Origin of the sequence: Paenibacillus sp. F411 (assembly GCF_017582705.1) — a bacterium.
Lineage (GTDB): Bacteria > Bacillota > Bacilli > Paenibacillales > Paenibacillaceae > Paenibacillus_AQ > Paenibacillus_AQ algicola.
Window position 1 is genome coordinate 79,307 of the sequence record NZ_JAGFIP010000016.1, and the last position, 26,258, is coordinate 105,564.

The 26,258-nt window shown below is 51.0% G+C and carries 20 protein-coding genes; 19 read left to right on the plus strand and 1 reads right to left on the minus strand.

Translation table 11 applies throughout. The annotated features are described in order from the left end of the window. Positions 1-86 precede the first annotated feature (86 nt). The 11 genes from JJQ72_RS15980 to JJQ72_RS16030 all read left to right on the plus strand — a co-directional run bounded on the left by JJQ72_RS15980 (position 87) and on the right by JJQ72_RS16030 (position 13,339). Positions 87-1,502 (plus strand): FAD-binding oxidoreductase, encoded by a 1,416-nt coding sequence (locus tag JJQ72_RS15980; protein ID WP_138224074.1) that lies wholly within the window; start codon positions 87-89, stop codon positions 1,500-1,502. Beyond that, positions 1,495-2,856 (plus strand): (Fe-S)-binding protein, encoded by a 1,362-nt coding sequence (locus tag JJQ72_RS15985; protein WP_347880767.1) that lies wholly within the window; start codon positions 1,495-1,497, stop codon positions 2,854-2,856. Before JJQ72_RS15980 ends, JJQ72_RS15985 begins: the two co-directional genes overlap by 8 nt. A 105-nt stretch (positions 2,857-2,961) precedes the next feature. Beyond that, complete coding sequence (locus tag JJQ72_RS15990) at positions 2,962-3,825, plus strand: MurR/RpiR family transcriptional regulator (protein WP_138224075.1); 864 nt, start codon at positions 2,962-2,964, stop codon at positions 3,823-3,825. A 300-nt stretch (positions 3,826-4,125) separates the two neighbouring features. Beyond that, complete coding sequence (murQ, locus tag JJQ72_RS15995; RefSeq protein WP_138224076.1) at positions 4,126-5,031, plus strand: N-acetylmuramic acid 6-phosphate etherase; 906 nt, start codon at positions 4,126-4,128, stop codon at positions 5,029-5,031. 59 nt (positions 5,032-5,090) lie between these two features. Beyond that, positions 5,091-6,521 carry an ABC transporter substrate-binding protein gene (locus JJQ72_RS16000; RefSeq protein WP_208204292.1) on the plus strand — a complete coding sequence of 477 codons (1,431 nt, stop codon included), beginning with the start codon at positions 5,091-5,093 and terminating at the stop codon, positions 6,519-6,521. A gap of 109 nt (positions 6,522-6,630) precedes the next feature. Further along, positions 6,631-7,533, plus strand: a complete 903-nt coding sequence (locus JJQ72_RS16005) for a carbohydrate ABC transporter permease (protein ID WP_138224078.1) — start codon at positions 6,631-6,633, stop codon at positions 7,531-7,533. A gap of 17 nt (positions 7,534-7,550) precedes the next feature. Continuing rightward, positions 7,551-8,411 carry a carbohydrate ABC transporter permease gene (locus JJQ72_RS16010; RefSeq protein ID WP_138224079.1) on the plus strand — a complete coding sequence of 287 codons (861 nt, stop codon included), beginning with the start codon at positions 7,551-7,553 and terminating at the stop codon, positions 8,409-8,411. After that, positions 8,411-9,610, plus strand: a complete 1,200-nt coding sequence (locus tag JJQ72_RS16015) for an anhydro-N-acetylmuramic acid kinase (protein ID WP_208204293.1) — start codon at positions 8,411-8,413, stop codon at positions 9,608-9,610. The genes JJQ72_RS16010 and JJQ72_RS16015 overlap by 1 nt, the downstream gene beginning before the upstream one ends. 63 nt (positions 9,611-9,673) lie before the next feature. After that, on the plus strand, positions 9,674-10,816 hold the full coding sequence (locus JJQ72_RS16020; protein ID WP_208204294.1) for an exo-beta-N-acetylmuramidase NamZ family protein: 1,143 nt from the start codon (positions 9,674-9,676) through the stop codon (positions 10,814-10,816). 18 nt (positions 10,817-10,834) lie between these two features. Further along, positions 10,835-12,397 carry a glycoside hydrolase family 3 protein gene (locus JJQ72_RS16025; protein WP_138224082.1) on the plus strand — a complete coding sequence of 521 codons (1,563 nt, stop codon included), beginning with the start codon at positions 10,835-10,837 and terminating at the stop codon, positions 12,395-12,397. 12 nt (positions 12,398-12,409) lie between these two features. Beyond that, positions 12,410-13,339: an N-acetylglucosamine kinase gene (locus JJQ72_RS16030; RefSeq protein ID WP_208204295.1), complete on the plus strand. Its 930-nt coding sequence runs from the start codon at positions 12,410-12,412 to the stop codon at positions 13,337-13,339. Positions 13,340-13,454: 115 nt separating this feature from the next. On the opposite strand, the gene JJQ72_RS16035 is transcribed toward JJQ72_RS16030, so the two are convergent. Further along, positions 13,455-14,675 (minus strand): GNAT family N-acetyltransferase, encoded by a 1,221-nt coding sequence (locus JJQ72_RS16035; protein WP_208204296.1) that lies wholly within the window; start codon positions 14,673-14,675, stop codon positions 13,455-13,457. Positions 14,676-14,899: 224 nt separating this feature from the next. Here JJQ72_RS16035 and JJQ72_RS16040 point away from each other — a divergent pair, with 224 nt between their 5' ends. The 8 genes from JJQ72_RS16040 (at position 14,900) to JJQ72_RS16075 (ending at position 26,064) form a co-directional block, all read left to right on the plus strand. After that, positions 14,900-15,799, plus strand: coding sequence for a carbohydrate ABC transporter permease (locus JJQ72_RS16040; protein ID WP_138224085.1), 900 nt, complete (start codon positions 14,900-14,902; stop codon positions 15,797-15,799). A gap of 18 nt (positions 15,800-15,817) precedes the next feature. Continuing rightward, complete coding sequence (locus JJQ72_RS16045) at positions 15,818-16,648, plus strand: carbohydrate ABC transporter permease (protein ID WP_233281091.1); 831 nt, start codon at positions 15,818-15,820, stop codon at positions 16,646-16,648. A gap of 71 nt (positions 16,649-16,719) precedes the next feature. After that, positions 16,720-18,072 (plus strand): ABC transporter substrate-binding protein, encoded by a 1,353-nt coding sequence (locus tag JJQ72_RS16050; RefSeq protein WP_208204297.1) that lies wholly within the window; start codon positions 16,720-16,722, stop codon positions 18,070-18,072. Positions 18,073-18,163: 91 nt separating this feature from the next. Then, positions 18,164-20,440, plus strand: a complete 2,277-nt coding sequence (locus JJQ72_RS16055; protein ID WP_208204298.1) for a helix-turn-helix domain-containing protein — start codon at positions 18,164-18,166, stop codon at positions 20,438-20,440. Between the two features lie 189 nt (positions 20,441-20,629). Then, positions 20,630-21,523, plus strand: coding sequence for an ABC transporter permease (locus JJQ72_RS16060; protein WP_138224088.1), 894 nt, complete (start codon positions 20,630-20,632; stop codon positions 21,521-21,523). A 13-nt stretch (positions 21,524-21,536) separates the two neighbouring features. After that, positions 21,537-22,427 carry a carbohydrate ABC transporter permease gene (locus JJQ72_RS16065; protein WP_138224089.1) on the plus strand — a complete coding sequence of 297 codons (891 nt, stop codon included), beginning with the start codon at positions 21,537-21,539 and terminating at the stop codon, positions 22,425-22,427. A gap of 57 nt (positions 22,428-22,484) precedes the next feature. Then, complete coding sequence (locus tag JJQ72_RS16070) at positions 22,485-24,104, plus strand: extracellular solute-binding protein (protein WP_208204299.1); 1,620 nt, start codon at positions 22,485-22,487, stop codon at positions 24,102-24,104. A 79-nt stretch (positions 24,105-24,183) separates the two neighbouring features. Then, complete coding sequence (locus JJQ72_RS16075) at positions 24,184-26,064, plus strand: glycoside hydrolase family 127 protein (RefSeq protein ID WP_208204300.1); 1,881 nt, start codon at positions 24,184-24,186, stop codon at positions 26,062-26,064. Positions 26,065-26,258 lie beyond the last annotated feature (194 nt).

Here is a 26,258-nt window from a genome sequence, read left to right on the forward strand (position 1 = left end):
TTGACTATAATGTACAACTTTAATACATTATTATCAATACAAAGTCATCAGATGACCTGTTCAATTTTACGGTGGAGGAATGGATCATGTTGAATGAAACAGCGGTAAGACAATTGAGGGAGTGCGTAGGAGAAACCTATTTTCGGACGGATCAGGAGGCTTTAATTGCCCATTCCTATGACGGAACGCCCATGCTGCAGGCTTTGCCTGATGGTGTTATTTATCCGAAGTCCACAGAGCAGGTTTCAGAAATTATGAAAATTGCCAGCAGCCATCGAATTCCGGTTGTAACGAGAGGCTCAGGCTCCAATCTTTGCGGAGGTACAGTGCCCTTGCAAGGCGGCATTGTGATGGTCATGCACCGCATGAACCGCATTCTGGAAGTAGATTTGGACAACTTGACGGCCGTAGTCCAGCCTGGCGTCATTACCGGACAACTGATTTCCCATGTGGAAGGACTGGGGCTGTTCTATCCCCCGGATCCAAGCAGTATGAAGATCTCGACCATCGGCGGTAATATTGCTGAATGCTCGGGAGGTCTAAGAGGCTTGAAGTACGGAACAACGAAGGATTATGTGCTTGGCTTAACCGCGGTACGGGCTGATGGCTCCATCCTGGTTACGGGTGGGAAATTGACCAAGGACGTTGCCGGATACGACCTGACGAAGCTGCTGGTGGGCTCGGAAGGAACCCTGGCTGTCATTACAGAAGCGATTCTCAAGCTGATTCCTTACCCCAAGACCAAGAAAACAATGGTTGCCATGTACAAGGATATTTATGGCGCGGCGCGTACCGTATCCAGCATCATTCAACAGCAGATCATTCCGGCGACCTTGGAAATTCTGGATCATCCGACGATTCGGGTGGTGGATGACTTCGCTAACATCGGCCTGCCGCTGGATATGGCGGCTATTCTCATCATTGAGCAGGATGGGGAGCCTGAGGTGGTGGAGCGGGATATTGCGAAAATACAGCAGATCTGCAGGGAAGAGCTGGCGGACCGAATCGAGGTCGCACAGGATCGGCAGGAAGCGGAGCAGCTGCTGACGGCCAGACGGAGCGCATTTACTGCATTGGCCCGTCTGCGTCCGACGACCATTCTGGAGGACGCCACGGTTCCCCGTTCGAAGATTGCCGAAATGATTCTGCGGACCAACGCGATCGCTCAGAAGTACAATGTAAATATCGCAACCTTCGGGCATGCCGGGGATGGAAATCTGCATCCGACGGCCACGACCGATGCAAGGGATCTGGAAGAAGTGCATCGGGTGGAGGAGGCATTTGCAGAAATTTTCGAGGCTGCTATTGAGCTTGGCGGGACGATTACAGGCGAGCATGGAGTGGGTGTGGTGAAAGCACCTTATCTGGAATGGAAGGTTGGAGAAGCCGGCATAGAAGTGATGCAAGGCATTAAGCATGCTTTTGATCCATTGAACATTCTGAATCCCGATAAAATATTTGCGAAGGAACGTAAGAAAAGGGTGGTGATACAGCGTGGATAAGACAACAGGAAAACCGGCCGTCCAGCATAAGAATCCTCTCGCCCGGACGTTACTGGAGAAGCTGGACTATGATCAGCTCACGAACTGTATGCGCTGCGGCTTCTGCTTGCCGGCTTGTCCGACCTTTAGCGAAACAGGCATGGAGCCTGCTTCTCCCCGCGGACGCATTGCGATGATGAAGGCGGCGGTGGACGGCATTATGGTGCCGGACCAGCAGTTTGAGGATCAGATGAGTCTGTGTCTGGGCTGCCGTGCCTGTGAGCCGGCTTGTCCGGCAGATGTAAAGTACGGTCAATTGATTGAACAGACCCGGGAAGCGATCGAGGAGCATGCTTCTCACTCACTGCCGGTGAAGGTCGTTCGCCGAACCGTATTCAAGCACCTGTTCCCCAAACGAGGCAGCTTGAAGCTGCTCGGAGGATCGCTCTCGCTGTATCAGAAATCCGGCCTTCGAAGAGCCGTGCGCTCCACAGGCATGATGAAGCTGCTTCCCCGATCCCTATCGGAGATGGAGGCTGTACTGCCGGAGGCCAGCTCGAAGGGCGTCGTGGAGCGCCTTGGTACTTTTTATCCGGCCCAGGGTGAGCCCATTGCCAAGGTTGCCCTGTTTCGCGGCTGTATTATGGATGTGATGTTCGCAGATACCAATGTCAACACCGTGGAGCTGCTATCTGCTGCGGGGTTTGATGTGTACATTCCTGAAAGCCAGGTCTGCTGTGGGGCGCTTCATGCCCATAGTGGAGAAATGAAGGATGCCCGAAAGCTGGCTGCCACGAACATTGATACCTTCAAACAGCTGGAAATCGACTACATTGTATCGAACGCAGGCGGCTGCGGGGCACTGCTTGTGGAGTATGACCATCTGATGCAGGAGGATGCAGCGTACCGGGATCCAGCCCAATGGTTCGCTTCAAGAGTGGTGGATGTCAGCACACTGGTCGTTGAGAAGGGGCGAATTCCGACCTTTGCACAGCCTGAAGCTCCTTTGCAGGACGGCAAGCTAAAAGTGACGTATCAGGACTCCTGTCATCTGCGCAATGTGATGAAAGGGGCCAGCGCCCCGCGCGTGCTGATGAAGCAGGTAGCTAATACGGAATTCGTGGAAATGGCAGAAGCGGACCGCTGCTGCGGGTCTGCCGGGATTTATAATATCGTACAGCCCGAGATGGCGGGCTCGATTCTTGAGCATAAAATGGAGCATGCCAATAACACGCAGGCGGGCTTCATGCTAACGAGTAACCCCGGCTGTCTGCTGCAGATGAAGCTGGGCATTGAACAGCATTCATGTAATCATGACATGCAGGCGATGCATATTGTTGATTTTTTACACGAACGAATGGTCAAATCGCAGTAACCTCTTGAATTTCAGACAGCCCGCAGGGTTTGGCTATTGAAATCGGCAGTCTATGTTGTTTATGATAGTATCTACGATGTTCATTAAACCTTGAGTAGGTAGATTATGAATTTAAATGACAATATATTAATCAAGATTCGTGACATGAGAGACAGCTTGACTCCGGTGGAACGACTGGTGGGGGATTACATTCTGGAGAACAAGGAAGAAATCCCTCACTTGTCGATCAAAGAATTGGCCCAAGCCAGCAAGACCAGTGATGCCTCCGTCCTGCGTTTCTGCAAAACGATGGGCTACAGCGGCTATCGCAATTTTATTGTGAGTATATCCGCTTCTTTAGGCTCGCTGGATGAGGATACAAAAGCCCAGTATACCGATATTCAGCCAGGGGATGACCTCTCGATCATTATTTCGAACATCTCACTGAATAACTGCAAGTCGATCGAAGACACACTTCGTGTCGTGGACCGGCAAGAGATTGCAAAAGCGGTGGAAGTGCTGTGTCATAGCAAGAGAATTGTTTTCTTTGGCATCGGGGCTTCCGGGATTGTAGGGATGGACGGCGAGCAGAAATTTTCCCGGATTAACAAGATGTGTCATGCCTATACGGATGGCCACAGCCAGCTTACAGCAGCCACCTTACTTACAGAAGAGGATGTTGCCATCTTCATCTCGAACTCGGGGGCAACCAGTGATATTATTGATGCCCTGATTATTGCGCAGAAGAACAAAGCTACCTGTATTGCGATTACGAAATACAATAAGAGTGAGCTGGCCGTGCGGGCGGATATTGTTCTCAGCATATCAACACCTGAAATCACCATTCGCAGTGGCGCAATGGGCTCGCGCATCGCCATGCTGACGATCATTGATATTTTGTTTGCGGGTGTCGCGAGTGCGGAGTACGACCAGGTTAAAGCTTCCTTAACCAAGACCCATAATATTTTAAAAAAGAAGCTCCGATATTAGGTGCTATCCGAATAAGCGCAGACAAGCATGGTTCGAGCCTCTCGATCCGTGTTTTTTTGTGTCCAATTTATAAATTGAAATTGCCCTGACTACTTGTAAGCGCTTTATTTATGTGATATAAATGTGAATGACCCTTTCGAAATAAAAAATCGTAATAATATTCATTAATAAAATTTTATTTCAAAATCTATTGACGGTGATCAGGTTGTGTATTAGTATGAAGTTTATAAAGAGATGTTAATAATTCTAACAGAGAATGTGATTTATGTGTTACGTTGGATGCTGAGAAGGGGGATGGCAATGAATGATTACCTTGCGGGGCTAACGACAGAGGCCGTGAATCCAGACACCTTGTTGATTGATGAATGCACCACAGAAGAAATGGTCCAGTTAATGAATCAACAAGATGCTCTGGTATTCGCAGCCATCGCTAAAGAAACTCCGCAGATTGCAAAGGCGGTAGACGTGCTGCATCACAGGCTGTCTGCTGGCGGGAGAATGTTCTATATCGGAGCCGGCACATCGGGAAGGTTAGGGGTATTAGATGCTTCTGAATGTCCTCCTACCTTTGGTACAGATCCCTCCCTGGTGCAGGGATATATCGCTGGCGGTGACACGGCTTTACGGAATGCGGTTGAAGGCTGTGAAGACGATGAAGAGGGGGGAGTCGCCTTAATCGAGAGTATTGGTGTAACCGACCGGGATGTGGTGGTTGGCATTTCGGCAAGCGGCAGTGCGAAATTCGTGATTGGAGCACTGACGAAGGCCCGGCAGCTTGGAGCAGCAACCCTCGGTGTGTGTAACAACAAAGGCTCCAAGCTTGAGCCCATCGTAGATATTTGTATCTCACCGGTTGTAGGTCCCGAGGTCATTAGCGGTTCAACCCGGTTGAAGGCAGGCACGGCGCAGAAGCTGGTGCTCAATATGCTGACAACATGTACCATGGTCAAGTTAGGCAAAACGTATAACAATTTAATGGTGGATCTAAAGGCCAGTAACATCAAGCTGGTCGACCGCTCCATTCGCATTATTGTGAAGACGACGGGCGTCGATCCCGCAGCGGCTGCCGAGACACTGGAGAAGGCAGGCATGAATTGCAAGCTGGCTATCATGATGATCAAGACGGGGTTAGAGGCGAAGGCAGCAGAACAAGCGCTGAACGCAAATGGCGGACGGCTGAAGCAAGCGATTGTATCACTGATTTAACAAGCAGGAAGTATGAAAGACCCCGTGGAGCTTTTTGAAAATAAAGGAGGCTGCTAGGTATGAAAACGAAAAAGGTGTTCACGTTATTTATGTCAGCAATCATGATGGTTTCGCTGTTATCGGCTTGCGGAGGCAACGCTGCAGAATCTGAGAACGCCGGACAAGGAGGCAGCGGCGGTGCCGAGCAAGACACCATTACCGCACTCCTGCCGCCGGTCTCCGCGAATTACCAGGCCCGTTTTTCGGATATGGAAAAAGAATTTAATGCCCTCTATCCTCACCTGACACTGAAAATCGAACCGGCGAGCTGGGAGGACATGACGCAGAAGCTGGATACACAAGTGAACGCAGGCTCTCCTCCCGATATTGCCTGGGTCGGCTCTACAGCCATCTCCAAATACGCAGCACTGGACGTGCTTCTGGATCTGAATCCGGTGCTCTCCGACGAAGTGAAGGCAGATTATGATGAGGTGGCCATGAAATACTTCCAATTGGGAGATGCTCAATATGGCTTGCCGGCTTACCTGGCTATTCACTCCATCGGGGGTAACAAGAAGTTCCTGGAGGAAGCTGGTGTCGATTGGAAGAACGTTCAGCAAAATGGCTGGACCTATGATGAATTCCGTGAAGCCATCAATAACGGTGTAGTTAAAAGTGACAGCGGGGAAACAAGCCGCTACGGATTTGTCTTCGCTACTTCCGGCGTAACATCCAAAGACTACTTGAGCATCATGGCGAAATCCGCCGGACTGCCGGAGTACTTCGATGAAGATCTGAAGTTCACCTATACCAGCAAAAATTTCTTAGGTCTGCTGGAAGCCATTCGTCAAATGATTGATGACGGCTCCATGCCTAAAGAGCTCAGCTCGATCGATGCCGGCAAGCGCTGGAACATGTTCCTGACGGGCCAAACGATGATCACCGGTAAGGGCCTGGCCAGCTTTGAGAACTCTGCTCGACTGAACAATGAAAAAATCAAAGCAAATGATGGTTCTGCCGTAGCAGATTCCATTGAAGCCGAGTACATTGCACTGCCTGTACCAACCTTCAACGGTGCTGACTACGTTCCTACCTCGGTCGTGGATGGTTACGTTGCCCTGCGCGGTAAAAAAGAGCCATCCGAGGAGCATGTCAAGAATATCGGCCTGGCCATCCATTTCCTGTCCTCCGGTTCCATCGCGGCGAACTACAGCAATGAGCTGTTCTTGTCGCCAATCACAGAATCTGCACGTAATTCGGAAGTTCTCGAGGAATATCCTCGTAACGAAGATAATGTGAAAGCCGACGAGGCTATGATGGCTAAAGCGGTTCCGGCTCGTACAGATATTCCAACGGATAAGGCGGCTGAAGCGATTAAGATCGAGACCGAAGTCATCGTTCCTAAACTGCAGGCATTACTTGCCAATGAAATTTCTCCGCAAGAGATGTACGATGCCGTTAAAGCGGCTGCTATCAAATCTTTTGGTGAAGATGGCGTGGTAGCAGACTAGACTTCCATAGACTGTCCTGTGAAAGCTGTACGTAACTACACACGTACAGCTTTCCTTCTAAGTGTAATCAGCAGCTGGTATTTTTGTTGAAGAAGAGAGGTGCGGCCCAATGAATCAAATATTGACCAAACGAAAAAAATTAAAGCTCGAAAGTGACACGGGTTGGGGTTACGCGTTTATCGCCGTAGCGCTGATTGCATTTTCCTTATTTACCGCCTATCCGGTCATCAATGCATTTATGATCAGCCTGCAGGAATATCGTCCACTGGGGTCCACCTATGTCGGCCTGGAGAACTTCGTTAACTCCTTTTCAGACGAGCTGTTCTGGAAAGCACTGAAAAACACTTTAGTGTACACCCTGTTAACCGTTCCGTTTAATATTTTCCTGTCCTTTCTGATCGCAATTCTCATTATCCCGTTCAAGAAAAGAACACAGACGATTTTCAAGGCCGTATACTATTTGCCGGCTGTTGCGTCAGGAGTTTCGCTTGCGGTGGTTTGGCTGTGGATCTTCGATCCCTTGAAATCGGGGATTGCCAATCAAGTGGTCGGCTTCTTTGGAATTGATAATCAGAACTGGCTGGGCTCCAGTGCGACGGCCATGTTCTCCCTTGTCTTAATGTCCTGGCTCTCCAGTCATGGTACGGCAATAATTATCTATCTGGCTGCACTGCTCGGAATTGATAACAGCTACTATGAAGCAGCAGACATTGACGGCGCGACTTTTTTGCAAAAGCTGTGGTTTATCGTTATTCCTTTCCTTAAGCCAACAACGCTGTTCCTGCTGGTTACAGGGGTCATTGGTTCCTTCCAGGTATTCCAGAACGCCTATCTGATGACAGGCGGCGGACCAGACCATTCCACAACCATGGTAGGATTGTTGATCTTTAACAATGCGTTCACATATTTCGAGTTTGGTGAGGCGGCGGCCCAATCCCTGCTGCTGGCCCTTGTTATTGCATTCATCTCCTACTTCCAATTCAAGGTTCTAGGTAAAGATATAGAGTACTAAGAAAGGGGCGAAATCCGATGGGTTTGTTCAACAATAGTATTAAAAGCAAAGGGTCTCTGTTCGCCCGCAATGGTCTGATCATTACATTTCTGCTTCTCTTTGCCGCAGCGACGATTTTTCCGATCTACTTTATGATCATTTCCTCGTTCGGGGATCCGGTTGAGGCGGGGGCCATGAGCTACTCGATCATCCCTTCCAAAATTTCATTTGAATCGTATTCGTTCTTCTTTAACTTCAGTCCGCATTCATGGGACTGGCTCGTCAATTCCTTTATTGTGGCTGCGTGCATTACGGTATCTAACGTACTTTTCGCTACTTTGGCGGGATATGCTTTTGCAAAAATGAAATTTAAAGGAAAAAACATCTTGTTCGCGATTCTGCTGGGCTCCATGATGATCCCGACACAAGTAACACAGGTTCCGCTCTATATCTTGATCGTGAATATATTTGAATTGCAGAATACCTACACGGCGCTGATTATGCCGAGCCTGGTTACGGTGTACAACATTTTTCTGGTGAAGCAGTTCATGTCCTCCATTCCGGTTGAAATTATTGAGGCTGCAAAAATTGAAGGCTGTTCTCAGCCTAAAATCTTCTGGCATATCATTATGCCCCTGTCCAAAACCGTCATGGCTGTACTCGCGATTCTGACATTTATGGCAGCATGGAATGACTTCTTCTGGCCATTCCTGGTGACCAATACAATGGACATGCAAACGATTCAGGTGGGCCTTAAAAACTTCCGCTTTGCCAATACGACGTACTTTGCGCCTATGATGGCGGGAGCAACAATTTCTGCAGTGCCGATGTTCGTGCTGTTCTTCAGCTTGCAAAAGTATTTCCTTGAAGGAGTAACCGTGGGAGCGGTGAAGGGCTGATGAATCACTCCTATCCGAGTCGCAATGTAACCTACCTCGTTGGCCTTATGTCCGGAACGTCGGTAGACGGTATAGATGCCGCGGTCATTCAGATAGCGCAAAGGCCCGGACAAGAGCATGGAATCGAAGTGGAATTACTGGCCTTTGAGAACACGCCATATCCGGTGCATGTCAGAAATTCGATATTTCAGCTGTTTGATGTAACCAAGGCTACGGTCGATAAAGTAGGCGCTATGAATATGTGGCTGGGCGAGCTTTACGCCCGGGCCGCGTTATCGGTCATCGACCAGAGCGGACTTGAGCCATCACAGATTGCTGCCATCGGATCGCACGGCCAAACGATCTACCACGCTCCGGAAAAGAACATGATGGACGGCTATAACCTGCACTGTACGATTCAGATTGGCGAAGGTGCAGTAATTGCGAACCGCACCGGGATTCCCTGCGTCTCCGACTTTCGGGTTGCTGACATGGCGGCAAGTGGACAAGGGGCACCGCTGGTGCCCTTTACTGAATACTTGCTGTTCGCCCACCCGGAGACCACATCGCTGCTGCAAAATATCGGCGGTATAGGCAACGTGACCGTTCTGCCTGCGAATGCTTCTCCGAAGGAGGTGTACGCTTTCGATACGGGACCTGGAAACATGATTATGGATGCCCTGGTATCCAGGCTGTTTCCTCCCATGACGATGGATGCCGGCGGCAGCATTGCTGCAAGCGGTCAAGTCATTGATGCGCTGCTGGAGTGGATGCAGCAGGATGAATATTATACGCTGCCCCTGCCGAAATCAACAGGCCGGGAACGGTTTGGACAGCAATATGCGGATCAGATTGTGGAAATGATGAAGGCGCGTAACTGGAAGGCTGAGGATGTGATTGCTACGGCTACGCGCTTGACGGCATGGAGCATTGCGGACAGCTATGAACGGTATATTGCACCCCAGCACCAGGCTCATCAATTACTGATTGGCGGCGGGGGCAGCTACAATCCAACCCTGCTGCAGAATTTGCGGCAATTATTCGCTCCTTATGGCGTGCAGGTGCTGACCCAGGAGGATCTTGGCGGCAATAGTGATGCCAAGGAAGCCGTGGCATTTGCGGTGCTGGCCTATTATACGATGAAGCGCCTGCCGAATAATATTCCACAAGTTACGGGGGCATCGCAGCCCGCAGTCATGGGCAAGATTTCCTGGCCCTGACCAGGGGCAGGTTAGCTGCGGAATAACAATAATCTTGATGGGTAAGGGGGTGTCTCGAGGAATATGGTGCTGAACGGGATCGATTCTATCCACAAGTATCGTCATTGGTTTGAGGGCAAGCGTATAGGGTTAATTACAGCGCCCACAGGGCTGGACAAGCATTTCCGGTCCACCATTACGATCTTCCATGAAAACTTTAATCTCACGGCCATGTTCTCGCCTGAACACGGGGTTCGCGGCGATCTGGACGCCGGGGCGATTGTAGAGACGTATAGAGATCCTTATACGGACGTTCCGGTATACAGCCTATATCGGAAAGATTCCAAACGTTTAACGAAGGACATGCTGGATGAAATTGATATTCTGGTGTATGACATTCAGGATGTGGGTGTACGGTATTATACTTTCATTTATACGATGCTTTATGCGCTGGAGGACTGCGCTGCTGCGGGTGTAGAAATGGTCGTTCTTGATCGGGTAAACCCGCTGAACGGGATTCATGTTGAAGGGAATATATTGAAGCCGGGCTTTACATCCTTCGTCGGGAATTACGAGCTGGCTGTCCGGTACGCCTTGACAGCAGGTGAACTGGCCGTCATGGCCAACGATCAAATGAACTGGAAGGCCTCGCTTCGTGTTGTGCGTCTCGAAGGCTGGGAACGGCGCATGTCTTTTCCGGACACAGGCTTGATGTGGGTACATCCTTCCCTGGGGATGCCGCGGTATGAAACGGCCCTGCTATATTCCGGAACATGCTTATTTGAAGGGACGAACTGCTCTGAAGGACGGGGCACCACGTTTCCCTTTGAAATGATCGGCGCTCCCTTCATTCAGGCACAGCAGCTGGCAGATGAGATGAATGCCAAACGAATACCAGGCATTTATTTTCGGCCTGTGCACTTCAAGCCGACCTCCTCCAAGCATGCAGGGAAGCTGTGCGGCGGTGTCCAGATCTATATTACAGATCGGCATGAAGTCAAGCCGATTGAGGTTGGCGTCACCCTGTTATTGACAATAAGAGATTTGTATGAGTCCTTTGCCTTTCTCCCTCCCGTGAAAGAAGGCTCACGCCCATTTATCGATTTGCTGGGTGGAAGCAGTGTATATCGGACGGAGCATATTCAAGCCAAGCAGCTGCTTCAGCAGTTTGCAGAGGAAAGCAGGCAATTTGCAGCAATGAAACAGCCATATCATTTATATGACTAGCGGATGGTGAAGCGGTGCATGAAAACGATAGAACAGATGAGCTTGCGTGAGAAAATCGGACAAATGATCGTAACAGGCTTCCCTTCTACAGAGATGTCTCTGGAGCTGAAGCAGGTCATTGAGGAGTATAAAGTCGGTAATATTATTCTATTCTCTCATAACGTCGAGCATAAGCGTCAATTAGGCGCACTGGTGACTGAGCTGCAGCAGTGGTTCACCACACATACAGGGATCCCGGGCTTTATTACAATTGATCAGGAAGGCGGCCGGGTAACTCGAATGCCCAAGGACGCCACGAATGTGGCCGGAGCTATGGCCATTGCCTCCTCAGGACGTCCTGAGCATGCGTATACAGCAGGCAGAATAACAGCCCGAGAATTAAAAGCGTTAGGCATCAATTTCAATCTTGCACCGGTGATGGATGTGACCAACAATCCGCTGAATCCGGTCATCAACGTCCGTTCCTACGGGGATTCTGTGGAGACCGTAACAGCGTACGGAACTCAGATGATGAAGGGGCTGCTGGATGGAGGCGTCATGTCCTCGCTGAAGCATTTTCCGGGTCACGGAGATACAGACGTTGATTCACATATTGGCCTGCCTGTCATTCATAAGACTGTTGAGCAATTGGAGCAGCTTGAGCTGCTGCCGTTTAAGGCTGCGATCGAGCAAGGAGCGCAGGGCATCATGAGTGCACATATTTTGTTTCCGCAAATCGAGAAGTCGGGTGTACCGGGAACGATGTCGTATGCGATCATTACCGAGCTGCTGAAAGAGAAGCTGGGATATACCGGGCTGGTGGTATCGGACTGCTTGGAAATGGATGCGATCAAGCGCTATTATGGGACCGCAAAGGGAGCACTAGGAGCCGTCAAAGCAGGTATAGATCTTGTGTTCATCAGCCATACGGCCGCAGTCGTTAAAGAAGCGGTGCATCTCATTGAAGACGCGGTAGCAGCGGGTGACTTGGAGGAGGCGGTTATTGATGCCGCAGTTTCCAAAATTTTAGCCTACAAATCCCGGTTTGCCATAATTGAGGAGCCGGATTATGAGATCGTGGGCTGCGAAGCCCATCGCCGGGCGAATGAGTGCATGCGCCTGGAAACGATCTGTCTTGTTAAAGGGGAAATCAGCCCTATTCCACAAGGAGAGCAGAACGTCTTGTTTATGGGCTCCCATGCTTATCGGACAGATCAGGCTTCCAGCAGCATAACGGAGGAGCTTTCTTTTCCTTCCTATATGGGCAAGCATTGGGATGCAGCGTATGAGATGTTCAGGATCGACCCCGATGAGGAGGAAATCAAGGCCATGCTGCAAAAGGCGGAAGGGTACGGGCATATTGTTATTGGCCTGTTCAATGCGCGTGAACATAAAGGCCAGCTATCACTTGTGGAGAAGCTATTGGCGGCAGGCGCCCGCGTCACGGCAATTACATTAGGCCGGCCTTATGATCTAGCTCTCCTGGAAGGCGAGTTCTGCGGCATTGCAGCCTTTGAGTATACCCTGGATGCCTTTAAATCGCTGGTTCCGATCCTGAAAGGTGAGGTGGCTCCAGCTGCCCGTATGACGATTCAGCTGTAGGAGGAGAGGGGTATGGCATTTATTGTTGGCATTGACGGGGGCGGCACCAAGACTGCGGTCACGGTAACACATCAGGATCAGAATGTCGTGGTATGCACCTTTACGGCAGGTCCTATTAATTACAACGGCGGTGACGCAACAGCCATTGCCGCCTCGTTCCGGGACATGTTTCATCACATCAAGCAGGTCTGCACGCATTTAGAGGAGATTGCTCATCTGTGCATAGGAGCGGCGGGAGTGAGTCACCCGGATGTAGCCCGGTATCTGGAACAGCAGGTCAGAGAGAACGGATATACAGGTCCCTTAACGATTACCGGTGACCAGGAAACCGCATTGTACGGAGCCCACAATGATATGCAGGGTATTATTCTGATTGCCGGTACAGGCTCCATCTGCTTCGGGGTTAATGACAAGGGAGAACGGCACCGCACCGGAGGGTTTGGGCATCTGATTGATGACGGAGGAAGCGGCTACTTTATTGGGCGGGAGCTTCTGTCCATACTGGTTCAGACAGAGGACGGAAGGAAGGGAGCTTCAATCATTCCCGCGCTCGTGTACAAGCAGCTCGGGCGGAGCACGGTGCAGGAAATTATCGGCTTTGTCTATCATTCAAGCACCACGAAAAAAGAGATCGCCCGTCTCGCCCCGTTGATGACGACCGCCTGCGAGCAGGGAGATGTCCTGGCGCTGCAGCTGGCTGAGCAGTGTGCGGCCCGCTTGTTTGAGCTTGTGGTGCCTGTTATAGAGCGGCTGAGATTACATGAGAGCCCGGTTGCAGCTGCCGGAAGCGTATTGCAGCAATCCCGTTTCGTAAGAGAAGCATTGGAGCGGAGGCTTGCACAGAGCTATCCGCAGACCAAGCTGATCATGCCTCTTCATGATGCAGCCTATGGCGCGGTTCTGCTCGCACAATCACAAGCCCTCAGCGGGAAATCCATGTGATTCATGTGAATAAAGCAAGAGAAGGGTGTGTTCCAAGTCCTGCAGTCTGGACTTGGAACACACCCTTTTGATCATGTAAGCCGCCATACCGGTCGATATGAAGGCGTTGAGTCACTTAGAATTTGTCCGTCAAATAAAACACGGCGTTCTGTTTCGGGAACAGCGCCTGCAGGATATGAGATTGCCCCGCGTGAGGCTCAGGCGCGCCTTCCTCTCTGCTCTTTGCCTCATAACCGAAGAGGAGATAAGTGATCAGACTCCGTTCATCCATCTTGATGAAAACATCGGGAGAAGAAGAATTATCCTCGGAAATGACAAGCCGCTGCTGGCGGTAGTCCAGGAATATGGTATCCTCTCCGCACTGCAGCGCAATAAGCATCTCTTGACCGGCCATGAAGTCATCACGGTTTAGACGCTCCTCTAATTCTGCCTGGAGCTTGTGGAACGTCGAGTACAGGCGGAGCATTTTCCACATGGTCAAATGAATGGGTACAGGCTGTGCCTGATGCTGGTGGAAATAGGAATGCAGCTTATGGTCGTCCGGCAGCATCGCTAGTATTTGCTTGGCATTTGGACGAAGCTGGCAGAGAGCGTGAAACAAGTGTTCAACACCGTCCCCTGCTTCATCGAGATAAATGAATTCATTCATAAATACCTGCTCCGAATCCTTCTTTTCAATGATGCCGTAGGCTGCAATGCGATCCTCTTTTTTGAGCAGCAGACAGTCCCCCTTCTTCCATTCCGGCCAGCGTATCAGATCCTTCCAATAGGACTCACTGCGAACCACGCTATAGGTGCGATTCTCATTAAATTGCTCATACAACGAAGAGATCTCCTCAAGATAACGAGGCTCGAAGGGAATGATTTCGTAGTTCTCTGTCTGCTCCCGGGGCGGTGGCGGCTGAATAGCGTAAGCCGTTTGTGGTATAAGTCTCCATCCCGCCTTCTCATAGAATGCATGCTTACTGGCCAAAAGAAAGCTTAGATCGTACTGGGCTTCTTTCATGTATTGGGTCTGGGCATCCAGAATCCTGTGGGTGAGTCCCATCCCGCGATAGTTGGGATCTGCAGCGACGCTGCCTATGGCGCCTGTATGCAGGACGGCCTTACCGACCCGGATCGCAAGCGGAAAGATCTGAACATTAGCCGCGACCTGGCCGTCGACCGTTGCAAACCATGTGGTGTCCGGATGATATGTGCTGTCAAGCTCCAATCTTTCCTGAAAAAAGGCACGGCCTGCAGAAAAGCATTGGTCCAAAATATCAAAAATAGCATCGAGCTGTTCCCGGGTAGGCTGGTTCGTTACGACAATGCTTCTGCCAGGTTCTTTCGTCATCACTGATTCCCTCCTGAGCCATCAAGGTAACTTCTGAAAAATACTTTCTAATAAAGAGCTTAATATTGAAATAAAATTTCGTCAATGAAATCGGGCATTATATTTTTTAAATTCGTTGACATTTGTAAGCGCTTTTTTTAATATATAAATATGTAATGTCATTTTATATTTAATTTAAAGATCTGGAGTTAGGCTTCAAGGCAGAAGTTTTAGGGAGGTAGATTATGGAGACCAAAGTGAAGGTGAGCCTGCGGGACAGCCTGGTTGGCTATTCCTTTGTACTGCCGGCTGTCATCGGATATGTGCTGTTCATGGCCTATCCGCTGTTCCGCTCCTTATATTTAAGCTTTATGGACTGGAACATGTTCAAAGGGGCGTCAGGCTCTACATTCGTCGGGCTGGAAAACTACGGAGATGTATTTCAGAACGAATACTTTCGCATCGGCTTTGTGAACAACATTCTGCTGGTCGCGATGGCGGTTCCCGTGCTGCTGATCCTGTCGCTTGTGATTGCCGCCTTCTTGAATACGAAAATCTTGGGGCGGGGCTTGCTGCGGGCGATGTATTTCGTGCCCTACATCACAACGATCACAGCGGCGGCGCTGGTGTTCTCGGCGCTGTTCCATCCGGAGTACGGTCCTGTCAATGGGGTGCTGCGTTCTCTGGGCGTGGAAGCACTGCCGGGCTGGGCTACGAGTGTAAAGTGGGCGCTGCCCACGATTGCCTTGTTCTGGATCTGGAAAAATATCGGGTACTGCATCGTCATCTATCTGGCAGGCCTGCAGGGAATATCAAGTACATATTATGAAGCCGCCTCAATAGATGGAGCGAGCCGGCTGCAGCAATTTTTGCGGATTACGGTTCCGATGATCTCGCCGACCACCTTCTTCCTGGTCATTACGTCGATCATTTCCTCCTTTCAAATCTTCGCAGAGGTTATGGTTATGACACAGGGCGGGCCCGGTACGGCCTCGGTGACGATGGTGTATCACATCTACGATACCGCCTTCAAGCAATATGAGATGGGCTATGCGTCTGCCGTTTCCTGGGTGTTCTTCGTGCTTGTGGTCATCATCACGATGGTGCAGTGGATCGGTCAGAAGGCGTGGGTCAAATACACTTAACGTGAGGGGGTGGCAGCAGTGGTTCAACGTTTCACCATGGTATCCGGACTGATTCGTACCGTACTGCTTGCTATATTGGGCATCGTGATGGTATTTCCGCTGGCCTGGATGATCTCCGCTTCCTTCAAGTATGAGAGCGAAGTCTTCCAGATGCCGATTGTGTGGATTCCGGAAACCTTAAATACAAGCAACTATGTCGCAGCGGTGACTGAATTCCCGTTCGCACACTGGTATATGAACACCGCGCTGGTTACGGTGTACATCGTCTTCTTCGTCCTGTTCGTGAGCACACTGGCAGGCTATGCTTTTGCGAAGCTGGATTTTGCCGGCCGGAATATCATTTTCTTTCTCTTCATCGCCACGATGATGATTCCGGTGGAGGTTCGGATTATCCCGCAGTTTATGATTTTTAAGTCTCTGGGGCTGATTAACAACGTACTGAGCGTAGCGCTGCCATGGATGTTCAATGCGTTTTCCATCTTCCTGATGCGTCAGTTCTTCACCTCGATTCCGAATGATCTCATCCATGCCGCTAGAATCGACGGCTGTAACGAGTACACCACCTTCCTGAGAATCATTCTGCCGCTTGCGAAGTCCCAGATTACGGCGCTGTTCATTCTGGCGTTTACGTGGGGCTGGAATGAGTACTTCAGCGCTTTGATCTACATTAATGATCCGCTGAAGCAGGTGCTCAGTGTCGGAATTGCAAGCTTCAAGGGACAGTACTCTACGAATTTTGCGGTCCAGATGGCAGGAGCAACGCTGGCGTTGATTCCGATCATCGTGGTGTATCTGTTTGCACAGAAGCATTTTGTAGAAGGGGTTGCGTTGTCCGGCGTCAAGGGATAGCTCCTGTGCGGGCTCGGCGGCTGCCGTCTTGTGCAGTGAACTTATAATGAAATAAAAAGGGGATGTTCAATGTGAGAACTACGATGCTCAAGCTTCTTTGTCTGATGCTGGTGCTGACCTCAGTTGTAGCCTGCAGCAGCGGCTCGGAGGAGGGTAAGACCCAGGGAAGCGGTGCGAAGGGAACGGATGGGAAAGAACCTGTCAAGATGGTCATTCATCTGAACGGCATCGACGAGGATATCAAGATGAAGAAGGCGATGGAGGAAATCCAGAAGCTGGACAAGTACAGCCATGTGACGTTTGATTTCCACGGGAGAGAAGCGGATTTCCTGACCTCTGTGCCGATTGCAATCGCCTCGGGGGCCCAGGTGGACATTATCGTAGTGGCGAATCCGATGATTCAGCAGCAGTGGGCGGATGCCGGCACGATTGTACCGCTTGATGAGCTGTCCAAGTCGATCGGGGTGGATTTTAAAGAAGAGTTCGGCCCGTATGCAGACAACGCCAGCAACAATGGCGAGCTGTTCATAGTGCCGCATAACATTACAAGATGGGCGCTGTATTATAACAAATCGCTCTTTGATCAGGCGGGTGTACCTTATCCGGATGCAAAAGTCCCAATGACCTGGGATCAATACCGCGAGGTGGCCAAAAAGCTGACGACAGGGGAAGGGGCAGCCAAGAAATATGGCGCATTCTACCTGCCGTGGGGCACCTTCTGGTATGGCGATGCGATCATGGCACTGGGCGGCGGCGAGCAGTTCTATACCGCTGAAGGGCTGTCCAATATCGAGGACCCTGTGTTTACAAGATCCATGGAACGAATCTATAATATGATGCATGTCGATCAGAGTATGCCGACCCATGCCAATACCGTAACATCCAAGATCGATCCTCCGGCCTTTATGAATGGCCAGTACGGTATGAATATCCAGGGTGGCTGGGTGCTGCCATGGGCTGCAGATAAAGAGAAGTTCCCTCGCGATTGGAAGCTCGGCGTCGCTCCGCTTCCGGTAGACAGCGGCGAGAAGACCAAAACCTGGGGCATCGTAAACGGTTTCGGTATCTCGCCAACCTCGGCCAATCCGGAGCTTGCGCTGGACATTGCGATCGAGCTGAGCAGACTGGCCGCAAAGTATGCGGATTCCTCTGAATCCGCAAACCGTACGGTTTCCCAGGATGAGCTGTTCGCGGTATTCGGTGAAGCGCTCGCGGAGGATGATATTACGGTAGAGCAGCTGAAGAGCATTTTTGCGAACGAAGAGACTGAGTTTGTCGGGGAGAAGGTCATGGGTCCAAACAACGTGAAATACGAAAAGGTCATCAACGAGGAGATAGAGAAGTACCTCGTGAAGGAGCAGGACGTGCAGCAAACGATTCAGAACATCAAGACCCGGGGTGACAAGACCATCCAGGAAAAGTAAGGTACCGGCAAAAATATCCTATCCAGTGCGGCTTTTCGCACTGGATAGAGGTCTTTATGCCGGGATTTGGAGAGAAGAGGTGAGATGAAAGGTGCGATTTGCTGGGCTGAAGAAATTAAAGAACCTGTCGCTTTTTTACAAATATCTAATTTCCTATGCCTTGTTGCTGATCCTTCCTGTTATCGTCATCGGCCTTTTTTTGAATCATTATATTGTGTCAACGCTTCAAACTCAGGTGCAGCAGTCCAACCGGGCGATGCTTGAGCAGGTGAGGGATACGATGGATGGCCAATTGGCGGAGATGCGAAACATTGCCGTTCAGCTGTCCGTGCGGCGGGAATTTGATCCGGAGCGGCTGAGCAGTATTTATTCCATTTATGAAGCGAAGGACAAGATCAGCCTGTATGCGGAAGCCAATGCGTTCTTCTCGGAGGTCGTGTATAAAGCCAGAAATCAGGACCTTCTGATCTCTTCCAAAAGCACCTATCTGTCCGTCGTGTTCTATAACATGTTTCTGAGCCAGTATCTGACCTATGATCAATACCTGGTTCTGCTGGGGTCGGACGTACCGGCGGTCAATGCCGCGAATGCCAGCCAATCGCTGGAGCATCCGCGCTCGGACCGGTATATCAGCTATGCCGTTCCTGTTCCGGCCTTCGGTTCCACCAGCAAGAACAAGGGCACCCTGCTCTTTCTAATCAAGGAGAAGAAGGTCAAGCAGATGTTCTCCTCCTTCCTGCCTTACCGTAAGAGCAATGTGTACATTCTGGATGCACAGGGACAGCTGGTCGCTTCTCTAGCCGATGCCGAAGGTGTTCCGGAGGGCTTGCTGGATGTAGAGGCGGGAAGCAGTGAAATCCGCAGGCTGGATGACGACCAATATTATGTATCCAAAGTGATCTCGGCTTCCTCCGGCTGGACCTATGTGACCGTTGTGTCGGAGACGGAGCTGATGAAGCCGATTGACCAGGTGCAGCTGAAGGCCGGGATTGCACTGGCCCTTATCCTGTTTGTGGGGTCCAGCATTATTTATATCAATATGAACGTTCACTATCATCCGCTGCGCAAGCTGATTGATGTGGTAGAGAGCAAGCTCCAGCCTGCCCAGGGCGAGAGCCCCTCCGGCGGACTGGAGAAGCTGCGCTCGGCCTTCGATTATATGAGCGATCGCAGCCACACGCTGGAATCCCAGGTGGAGCGCGGACGCCCAGCCCTGCGGCAGCAGCTGCTGAATCAGCTGCTGTCGGGACAGATTCGGGAATGGTCCGCGTTTCAGGAGCAGGGGACTGCGCTTGGCATCACCTTGAAGGCCGATCAGTACCGGGTAGTCTGTATCCAGGCTCATCCGGGAGGCGAGATGAGTCTGATCCGGGAACGTCTTCCGGCGTTGTGGAGGTCGATGGTGCCGGAATCCATGGAGCTATACTCCATAGATACGATTCAGCCGGAGCAGTGGATCTGGATTCAGTCCTGCCCGCCGGAATCCGGCGGGGTCGAGAGCTGGAACGAGTGGCATCAGAGGCTGAAGGAAGCGACGGATTTGATGTGGACGATCGGGGTCGGAGAGGCCGTGGACGATCTGACCCTGCTTCCGAAATCGTATATCAGCGCAACGACAGCGCTGCAGTACCGGCTTATTCTGGGAAAAGACCGTGTTATTCTGCCGCATCAGCTGAATCAGGAGCATCAGAAGCTGCCCGTATACTCTGCGCAGCAGTTCCAGACGCTGCCGATGCTGCTGCGTGACCATGATACCGACAAGGTGAAGCAGCATATGAAGCAGCTGCTGGAGCATATTCATAGCAGCAGCTCCTCACTGCTGTCCGCGAAGTACATTTATTTTGATTTGATTAATACCCTGGTGAAGGCTGCGGCCGAGGCTGGAGCGGAGCGGGGAATGTCGGTGGCATACCCTGATGTCATTGCCCTGACCTCCTGCACCTCTTATCAGCAAATGGACGAAATCGTCTGGAGCACGTTCGAGCAGATTCGGCCGCTGCTGATGAAGGAAGCGCCAGTAGAGCAGGACCGTATTCTGCTTCAGGAGATGATCGAGCTGCTGCAGCAGAAATATGCCGATCCGCAGTTCAGCATCCAGAGCATGTCCAGTCACTTCTCCCAGTCGATTTCTTCGCTGTCGCGATATTTCAAGGAGCAGACCGGCCAGACGATCTCGGAGCATCTGCATGCCATTCGAATTAACAAGGCCCAACGGCTGCTCATCGACACCGATCTGTCGATTGCCGAAATCGTTCAAAAAATCGGTTACAGCGATCCTTCAAGCTTCATTCGCAAATTTAAGGCCGAGGTTCAGCTGACGCCGGGAGAGTATCGGAAGCGGCTGCAGCAGAATGAAGACAAGAAGTGAGCAGTCCCTCCTTAGGCAGGCCCGAAAACCCTTATCTATCAAGGGTTTTCGGGCTTTTTAAATTTCGCATATCGCTCTGAATTTCGCTGATTGCGCACTTGATCAGGTGGTTGGTATTATAATTTGCATCACGGTGAAAGCGCTTAAAACCACGATCAACATTTTGAAAACGCACGGGAGGGGAATGCTTTGCTGAAGCAATGGAAAAGGCACTATGAACTATACTTGCTGCTGCTTCCTACACTGATTTATTTCGCCATTTTTGAATATGGCCCGATTTATGGCTTACAAATCGCCTTTAAGGATTTCCTGCCATTCAAAGGTATTGCCGACAGTCCATGGGTCGGCTTCGAGAACTTCCAGCGGTTCTTTGAGAACTACAAGTTCTGGGAAATTCTCTTCAACACGCTGACGATCAGCTTGTACGAGCTCGCATTGTTCCCGATTCCGGTCATCCTCGCGCTGCTGATTAATCAGCTGACGAGCCAGCGCTTCAAGAAGCTGGTCCAGACCGTCACGTACGCACCGCACTTTATTTCCACTGTCGTTGTCGTCGGGATGCTGTACCTGTTCCTGTCGCCTAGCAGTGGAGTCATTAACCACATGCTGATGGGCCTCGGCATTGAAAGCCAGTATTTCATGGCCAAAGCGGAATGGTTCGCTTCGATCTTCGTGTGGTCCGGGGTGTGGCAGAACGCAGGCTGGGGCACCATTATTTATCTGGCAGCACTGACGTCCATCAGTCCGGAGCTTCATGAATCCGCTGTCGTGGACGGTGCAAGCAAATTAAAGCGCATCATCCATATTGATTTGCCGGGCATCATGCCTACGGTCATCGTCCTGCTCATTCTAAACATCGGCAGCTTTATGTCCGTCGGCTTCGAGAAGGTATACCTGATGCAGAATCCGCTTAACATCAACTCGGCGGAGATCATTCAGACGTATGTGTACAAGAGTGGCTTGCTCAATGCACAGTACAGCTACTCCGCAGCGATCGGGATGTTCAACTCCGTTGTAAACTGTATTTTGCTGGTCACTGTCAATCTGATTGCCAAACGCTTCGGCAAGGCGAGTCTGTGGTAGGAGGGGAAAAGAAATGGACGTATTAAACAAAAGCAGATCCGACAGGCTGTTTGACTGGTTCAATGTCCTGCTGTTCTGCGGCATCCTGTTCGTGGTCATTTATCCGCTGTATTTCATTATTGTGGCCTCCATCAGCAGCCCGGATCTTGTCAATTCCGGACAGATTCGCTTCCTGCCGAGGGATGTGACCTGGATCGGCTATGAACGGATTTTTAACGATGATGAGATCTGGCGGGGGTACTCGAACTCGATCTTTTATACCTTCTTCGGAACCCTGTTCCGTGTCAGCCTGATCATCACGGGCGGTTACGCCTTGTCACGCAAGGATCTTCCATTCTCCGGGGTGCTGATGATCCTGATCCTGTTCACCATGTTCTTTAACGGCGGATTGATCCCGACGTACCTGCTGGTGAAGGAGCTTGGCATGGTGAACACCATTTGGGCCATGATTGTTCCAGGTGCGGTCAGTGTATATCAGCTCATTATCGTGAGAACCTTCTTCCAGAACACGATTCCGGGCGAGATGCTGGAGGCCGCCATGATGGACGGCTGCGGCAACTTCAAATTTTTCATTCGGATGGTGATTCCGCTGTCTCTGCCGATCATTGCCGTTATGGTGCTGTTCAATGCCGTGGCACTGTGGAATTCCTATTTCCAGGCTCTGATTTATCTGAATGATGCGAGTCTGCATCCGCTGCAGATTGTTCTCCGCAAAATTCTGATCGTCAGCGAAGCCCAGCTGGATATGATCGACAGCTCCAAGGACGCGGTGGAAGAACAGAAGGTAGCAGGCCTGGTCAAATACGGCATGGTCGTGGTGGCAAGTCTGCCGGTGCTTGTGCTGTATCCGTTCCTGCAGCGTTATTTCGTCAAAGGTGTCATGATCGGCTCTGTTAAAGGCTAATAGAGCTTCATGAATATACAAGCTTCATTAGAAATTATACCCAGGAGGTCATGAGAAATGAGAAACAAAAAATGGTCTGCAGGCATGAGCGCCATGCTGGCTGCTGTGCTGCTGCTGAGCGGCTGCTCTAGCTCGGAAAGCACACCGTCGTCATCCGATAAGGATCAGGGCAAGGCCGCAGAGGCAACAGAAATTCAATTTCCGCTGGAGAAGCCGGTTAAGCTGGAGATTCTGGCAAGCACCCCGCCGCAGGTCAAGAAGAACTATAACGAAATGCAGATGTTCAAAGAGCTGAAAGAAATAACGAATGTCGATGTGGAATGGACTCAGGTAGGCTGGGAGCAGTTGGCTGAGAAGAAGAACATCGTTATTGCCAGCGGAGACCTGCCGGACGCATTTTACGGCCGCGGTGTACTGCTGGATCAGGAAATCGTGAAGCTGGGCAGCCAGGGAGCGATTATTCCACTGGAGGATCTCATCGAGCAGCATGCACCTAACCTGAAAAAAGTGTTTGAGCAGCGCCCTGATTTCAAAACCATGCTGACGGCTACAGACGGCCATATCTACTCTCTGCCTACGTTCGTCGAGCGTGATTTCAACGAAATTCCATCCGTTCTGTTCATTAACAAGAAGTGGCTGGACCAGCTGGGCATGGCTGTTCCGACGACGACAGACGAATTCTATGAAGCTCTGAAAGCGTTCAAGGAGAAAGACCCGAATGGCAACGGCAAGGCAGACGAGGTTCCATTCTCCTTCCTGTTCAACAATGCACAGAACGGCTCGAACTCGCTGGCCGGCTCCTTCGGAATCAAGCAGGACGATCCGCGGAACAACCTGTATGTGGATAACGGCACCGTTAAATATGCTCCGGAGCAGCCGGAATACCAGACATACCTGGAATATTTGAACAAGCTGTTCAAGGAAAACCTGGTGGATCAGGAAGTGTTCACGCATGACCAGAATACGTACCTGACAAAGGTAAGAAGCACGGATGTTCCGATTGGCGCCTTCTTCGGCTATTCCCAACGCAGCGTATTTGGGAACCTGAATGAGGATTATGTGCCGGTTCCTACGCTGAAGGGTCCGGACGGGAAGCAAGGCTGGCTGCGTATGCCAGCTGCAGTTGTTAAAGGATCTTTTGCTATCACAGCTTCGAATGAGCATCCGGAAGTGACGTTGAAGTGGATGGATGCCATGTTTGAAGAAATGCTGAGCTTCCAGTTTGAGATTGGTCCGATCGGTGTGACGGTAAAGGAAAATCCGGATGGTACGTTTGACAAAATGCCGATTCCGGACGGCATGAACTCGGGTGACTTCAAGCACTCCGAAGCGCCAGGTAACGGTGCAACGGTGATCGTGCTGCAGGATGTGGTAGACCGCCTGATCGACGAGCAGGCGGATGAGAAGCGGGAGTACTATGAAATGTACGATCCGTTCGCATCCAAGGATGTCATTCAGGATATGCTATGGTCCGCTGAGGACGGCGAGAAGCTGGCCGCCATCAACCTCGACCTGAACGGTAAAAATGGATACTATGCAAGCACCTTTGCCAAATTTGTCATGAACGGCTTCACCCAGGCCGATTGGGACAATCACCTGGCACAGCTGAAGAAGCTGAAGGTGGATGAATACGTTGCGCTGTATCAGAAGTACTACGATACAGCAAACGGTAAATAATTGAGCTCTGGAGCTGGACCTGGGTATGAACAGGTCCAGCTTTTTATTCAATTTGAAGAAGATGAAGGGAGAAATCGCTATGAGTACGCACACGATCGCCAAGTTTCAGCCCGTTAAGCTGGGAGAAGCGAAATTAACCGGAGGGTTCTGGGGAAATCGCGTAGATGATTACATGCACGTCATCAAGAGCATGGAAAGCTCTTTGATGCATCCGGACAATGCTGCGCGCCTGATTAATTTCGGCATTGCTGCCGGAGAGCTGGAAGGAACGTTTCACGACAATGACTGGTCTGATGGCGATTGCTATAAATTTATAGAAGGCTGTGCCAATCAATATGCCGTAACCAAGGATCCGCAGATTCTGGAAATCCTGGACAAGTATATTCCCTGGATCGAAGCCTCCCAGGAGCCGGATGGATACATCAACACCCAGATTCTGCTGACAGACAAGGAGCGGTGGCAGCATCCGGGTCATCACGAGCTGTATAACATCGGGCATTTATTCACGGCAGCCTGCGCACTGTATGAAGCGGCAGGGGATGACCGCTTGCTGAAGGTCGCCGTCCGTTGTGCTGATTACTTGTGCACGGTATTTATGCCGCTGAATGCGGAGCTGGGCGACTTCTGCTTCAACCCGAGTCAGATCATGGGACTCGTGGATCTGTATCGTCTGACCGGAACACAGCGTTATTTGGAGCTGGCGGACATTTTCGTGACCATGCGCGGCACGAAGCAGGGCAACGGAGACCAGAATCAGAACCGCGTCGCACTGCGTGAGGAATATAAGCCTGTCGGTCATGCGGTAACGGCTTCTTATCTGTACGCCGGGGCCGCGGATGTGTATGCCTATACCCGGGATGAGACCTTGCTGACGGCACTGGAACGAATCTGGAATGATATGATCAGCCGGAGAATTTATATTACAGGCGGCGTATGTCCGATCTATGAAGGGGTGTCCGAGCGGGGAGATCGGGTTCAAGAGGCGTTCGGCGATGAATTCAATTTGCCGAACCGAATCGCGTACAATGAGACCTGTGCGAATATCGCAGCTGCGATGTGGGCACACCGGATGCTGCATGTGACGAACAAGGCTGTATACGGCGACTGGATGGAAAGCATCCTTTACAATGCCGGCATCTCTGGCGGCAGCCTGGACATGACCCGGTACTTCTATGCGAATCCGCTGTCACACCGTGTTCATGAACGCATCAAGCCGACCTTTCGCCAATACGCGCATGCACCGAATGAACGGTTTGTCACGTTTGGTTGCTGGTGCTGTCCGCCGCAGCTGTGGAGAACCTTGACAGGCATGCCGAAGTGGATCTACTCCACCTCCGAGCAAGGGGTAGCGATTAACCTGTTCGCAGGCTGTGAGCTGGACTCCCAGCTGGCGAACGGAGCGCCGGTGAAGCTGCGCATGGAAACCCATTACCCGTGGGATCAGGAGGTCAAAATTTACGTTGACCAGGCGCCTGCAGGGGGCATGAAGCTCTCCTTCCGGATCCCGGCGTGGTGCACCGATGCGACCTGCAACGGCCAGCCGATTCAAAGCGGCATTCATGAAGTGACGGTTCAGTCGGGAGAAGAAATCAACATCCAGCTGCCGATGAAGGCACAGCTGTATCAGGCTAATCCGATGGTCGAGCAGGCGAATGGAATGGTTGCCGTGAAGCGGGGACCGGTCGTCTACTGCCTGGAGGGCTGTGATATTTCCGGGGATGCCACTCTGGATGAGCTGGCACTTCCTACCCAAGCTGTTTTCCAAGAGGTGCCAATTGCCGAGATGCCTTATCATATGGTAGGCTTGCAGACAGAGATGGTGATCCGGCCGAAGGGCGATGCACTGTATCATCCGCTGGTGCAGGATCAGAATCAGACCGTGACGGTAAGGCTGATCCCGTATTTCTCCTGGGCGAACCGGGAGGAAAGTGATATGAGCGTCTGGTTCCCGCGAGCATAATAGTTCCAGCTGAAGCCTGAAGAGGGGCTGCTCCTGAAAGATTTCGATCTCCGGGGAGCAGTCCCTTTATATTGACTGTAATCTGCCGCTCAGAGCGTTCCAAATCCCTCTGCTGAATTTCACCAATTGGGGGTTAGGAAGCTAAAAAGCTTGATATATAAGGGTTTTTGGGACTTCGAGGTTTCGCATATGCC

Excerpts from the sequence above, each read along its gene's own strand:
- JJQ72_RS16065 (WP_138224089.1), top strand. The coding sequence starts at position 21,537 with ATGGACGTATTAAACAAAAGCAGATCCGACAGGCTGTTTGACTGGTTC.
- JJQ72_RS16015 (WP_208204293.1), top strand. The coding sequence starts at position 8,411 with ATGAATCACTCCTATCCGAGTCGCAATGTAACCTACCTCGTTGGCCTT.
- JJQ72_RS16000 (WP_208204292.1), top strand. The coding sequence starts at position 5,091 with ATGAAAACGAAAAAGGTGTTCACGTTATTTATGTCAGCAATCATGATG.
- JJQ72_RS15990 (WP_138224075.1), top strand. The coding sequence starts at position 2,962 with ATGAATTTAAATGACAATATATTAATCAAGATTCGTGACATGAGAGAC.
- JJQ72_RS16040 (WP_138224085.1), top strand. The coding sequence starts at position 14,900 with ATGGAGACCAAAGTGAAGGTGAGCCTGCGGGACAGCCTGGTTGGCTAT.
- JJQ72_RS15980 (WP_138224074.1), top strand. The coding sequence starts at position 87 with ATGTTGAATGAAACAGCGGTAAGACAATTGAGGGAGTGCGTAGGAGAA.
- murQ (WP_138224076.1), top strand. The coding sequence starts at position 4,126 with ATGAATGATTACCTTGCGGGGCTAACGACAGAGGCCGTGAATCCAGAC.
- JJQ72_RS16035 (WP_208204296.1), bottom strand. The coding sequence starts at position 14,675 with ATGACGAAAGAACCTGGCAGAAGCATTGTCGTAACGAACCAGCCTACC.
- JJQ72_RS16010 (WP_138224079.1), top strand. The coding sequence starts at position 7,551 with ATGGGTTTGTTCAACAATAGTATTAAAAGCAAAGGGTCTCTGTTCGCC.
- JJQ72_RS16030 (WP_208204295.1), top strand. The coding sequence starts at position 12,410 with ATGGCATTTATTGTTGGCATTGACGGGGGCGGCACCAAGACTGCGGTC.
- JJQ72_RS16025 (WP_138224082.1), top strand. The coding sequence starts at position 10,835 with ATGAAAACGATAGAACAGATGAGCTTGCGTGAGAAAATCGGACAAATG.
- JJQ72_RS16070 (WP_208204299.1), top strand. The coding sequence starts at position 22,485 with ATGAGAAACAAAAAATGGTCTGCAGGCATGAGCGCCATGCTGGCTGCT.
- JJQ72_RS16020 (WP_208204294.1), top strand. The coding sequence starts at position 9,674 with ATGGTGCTGAACGGGATCGATTCTATCCACAAGTATCGTCATTGGTTT.
- JJQ72_RS16005 (WP_138224078.1), top strand. The coding sequence starts at position 6,631 with ATGAATCAAATATTGACCAAACGAAAAAAATTAAAGCTCGAAAGTGAC.
- JJQ72_RS16075 (WP_208204300.1), top strand. The coding sequence starts at position 24,184 with ATGAGTACGCACACGATCGCCAAGTTTCAGCCCGTTAAGCTGGGAGAA.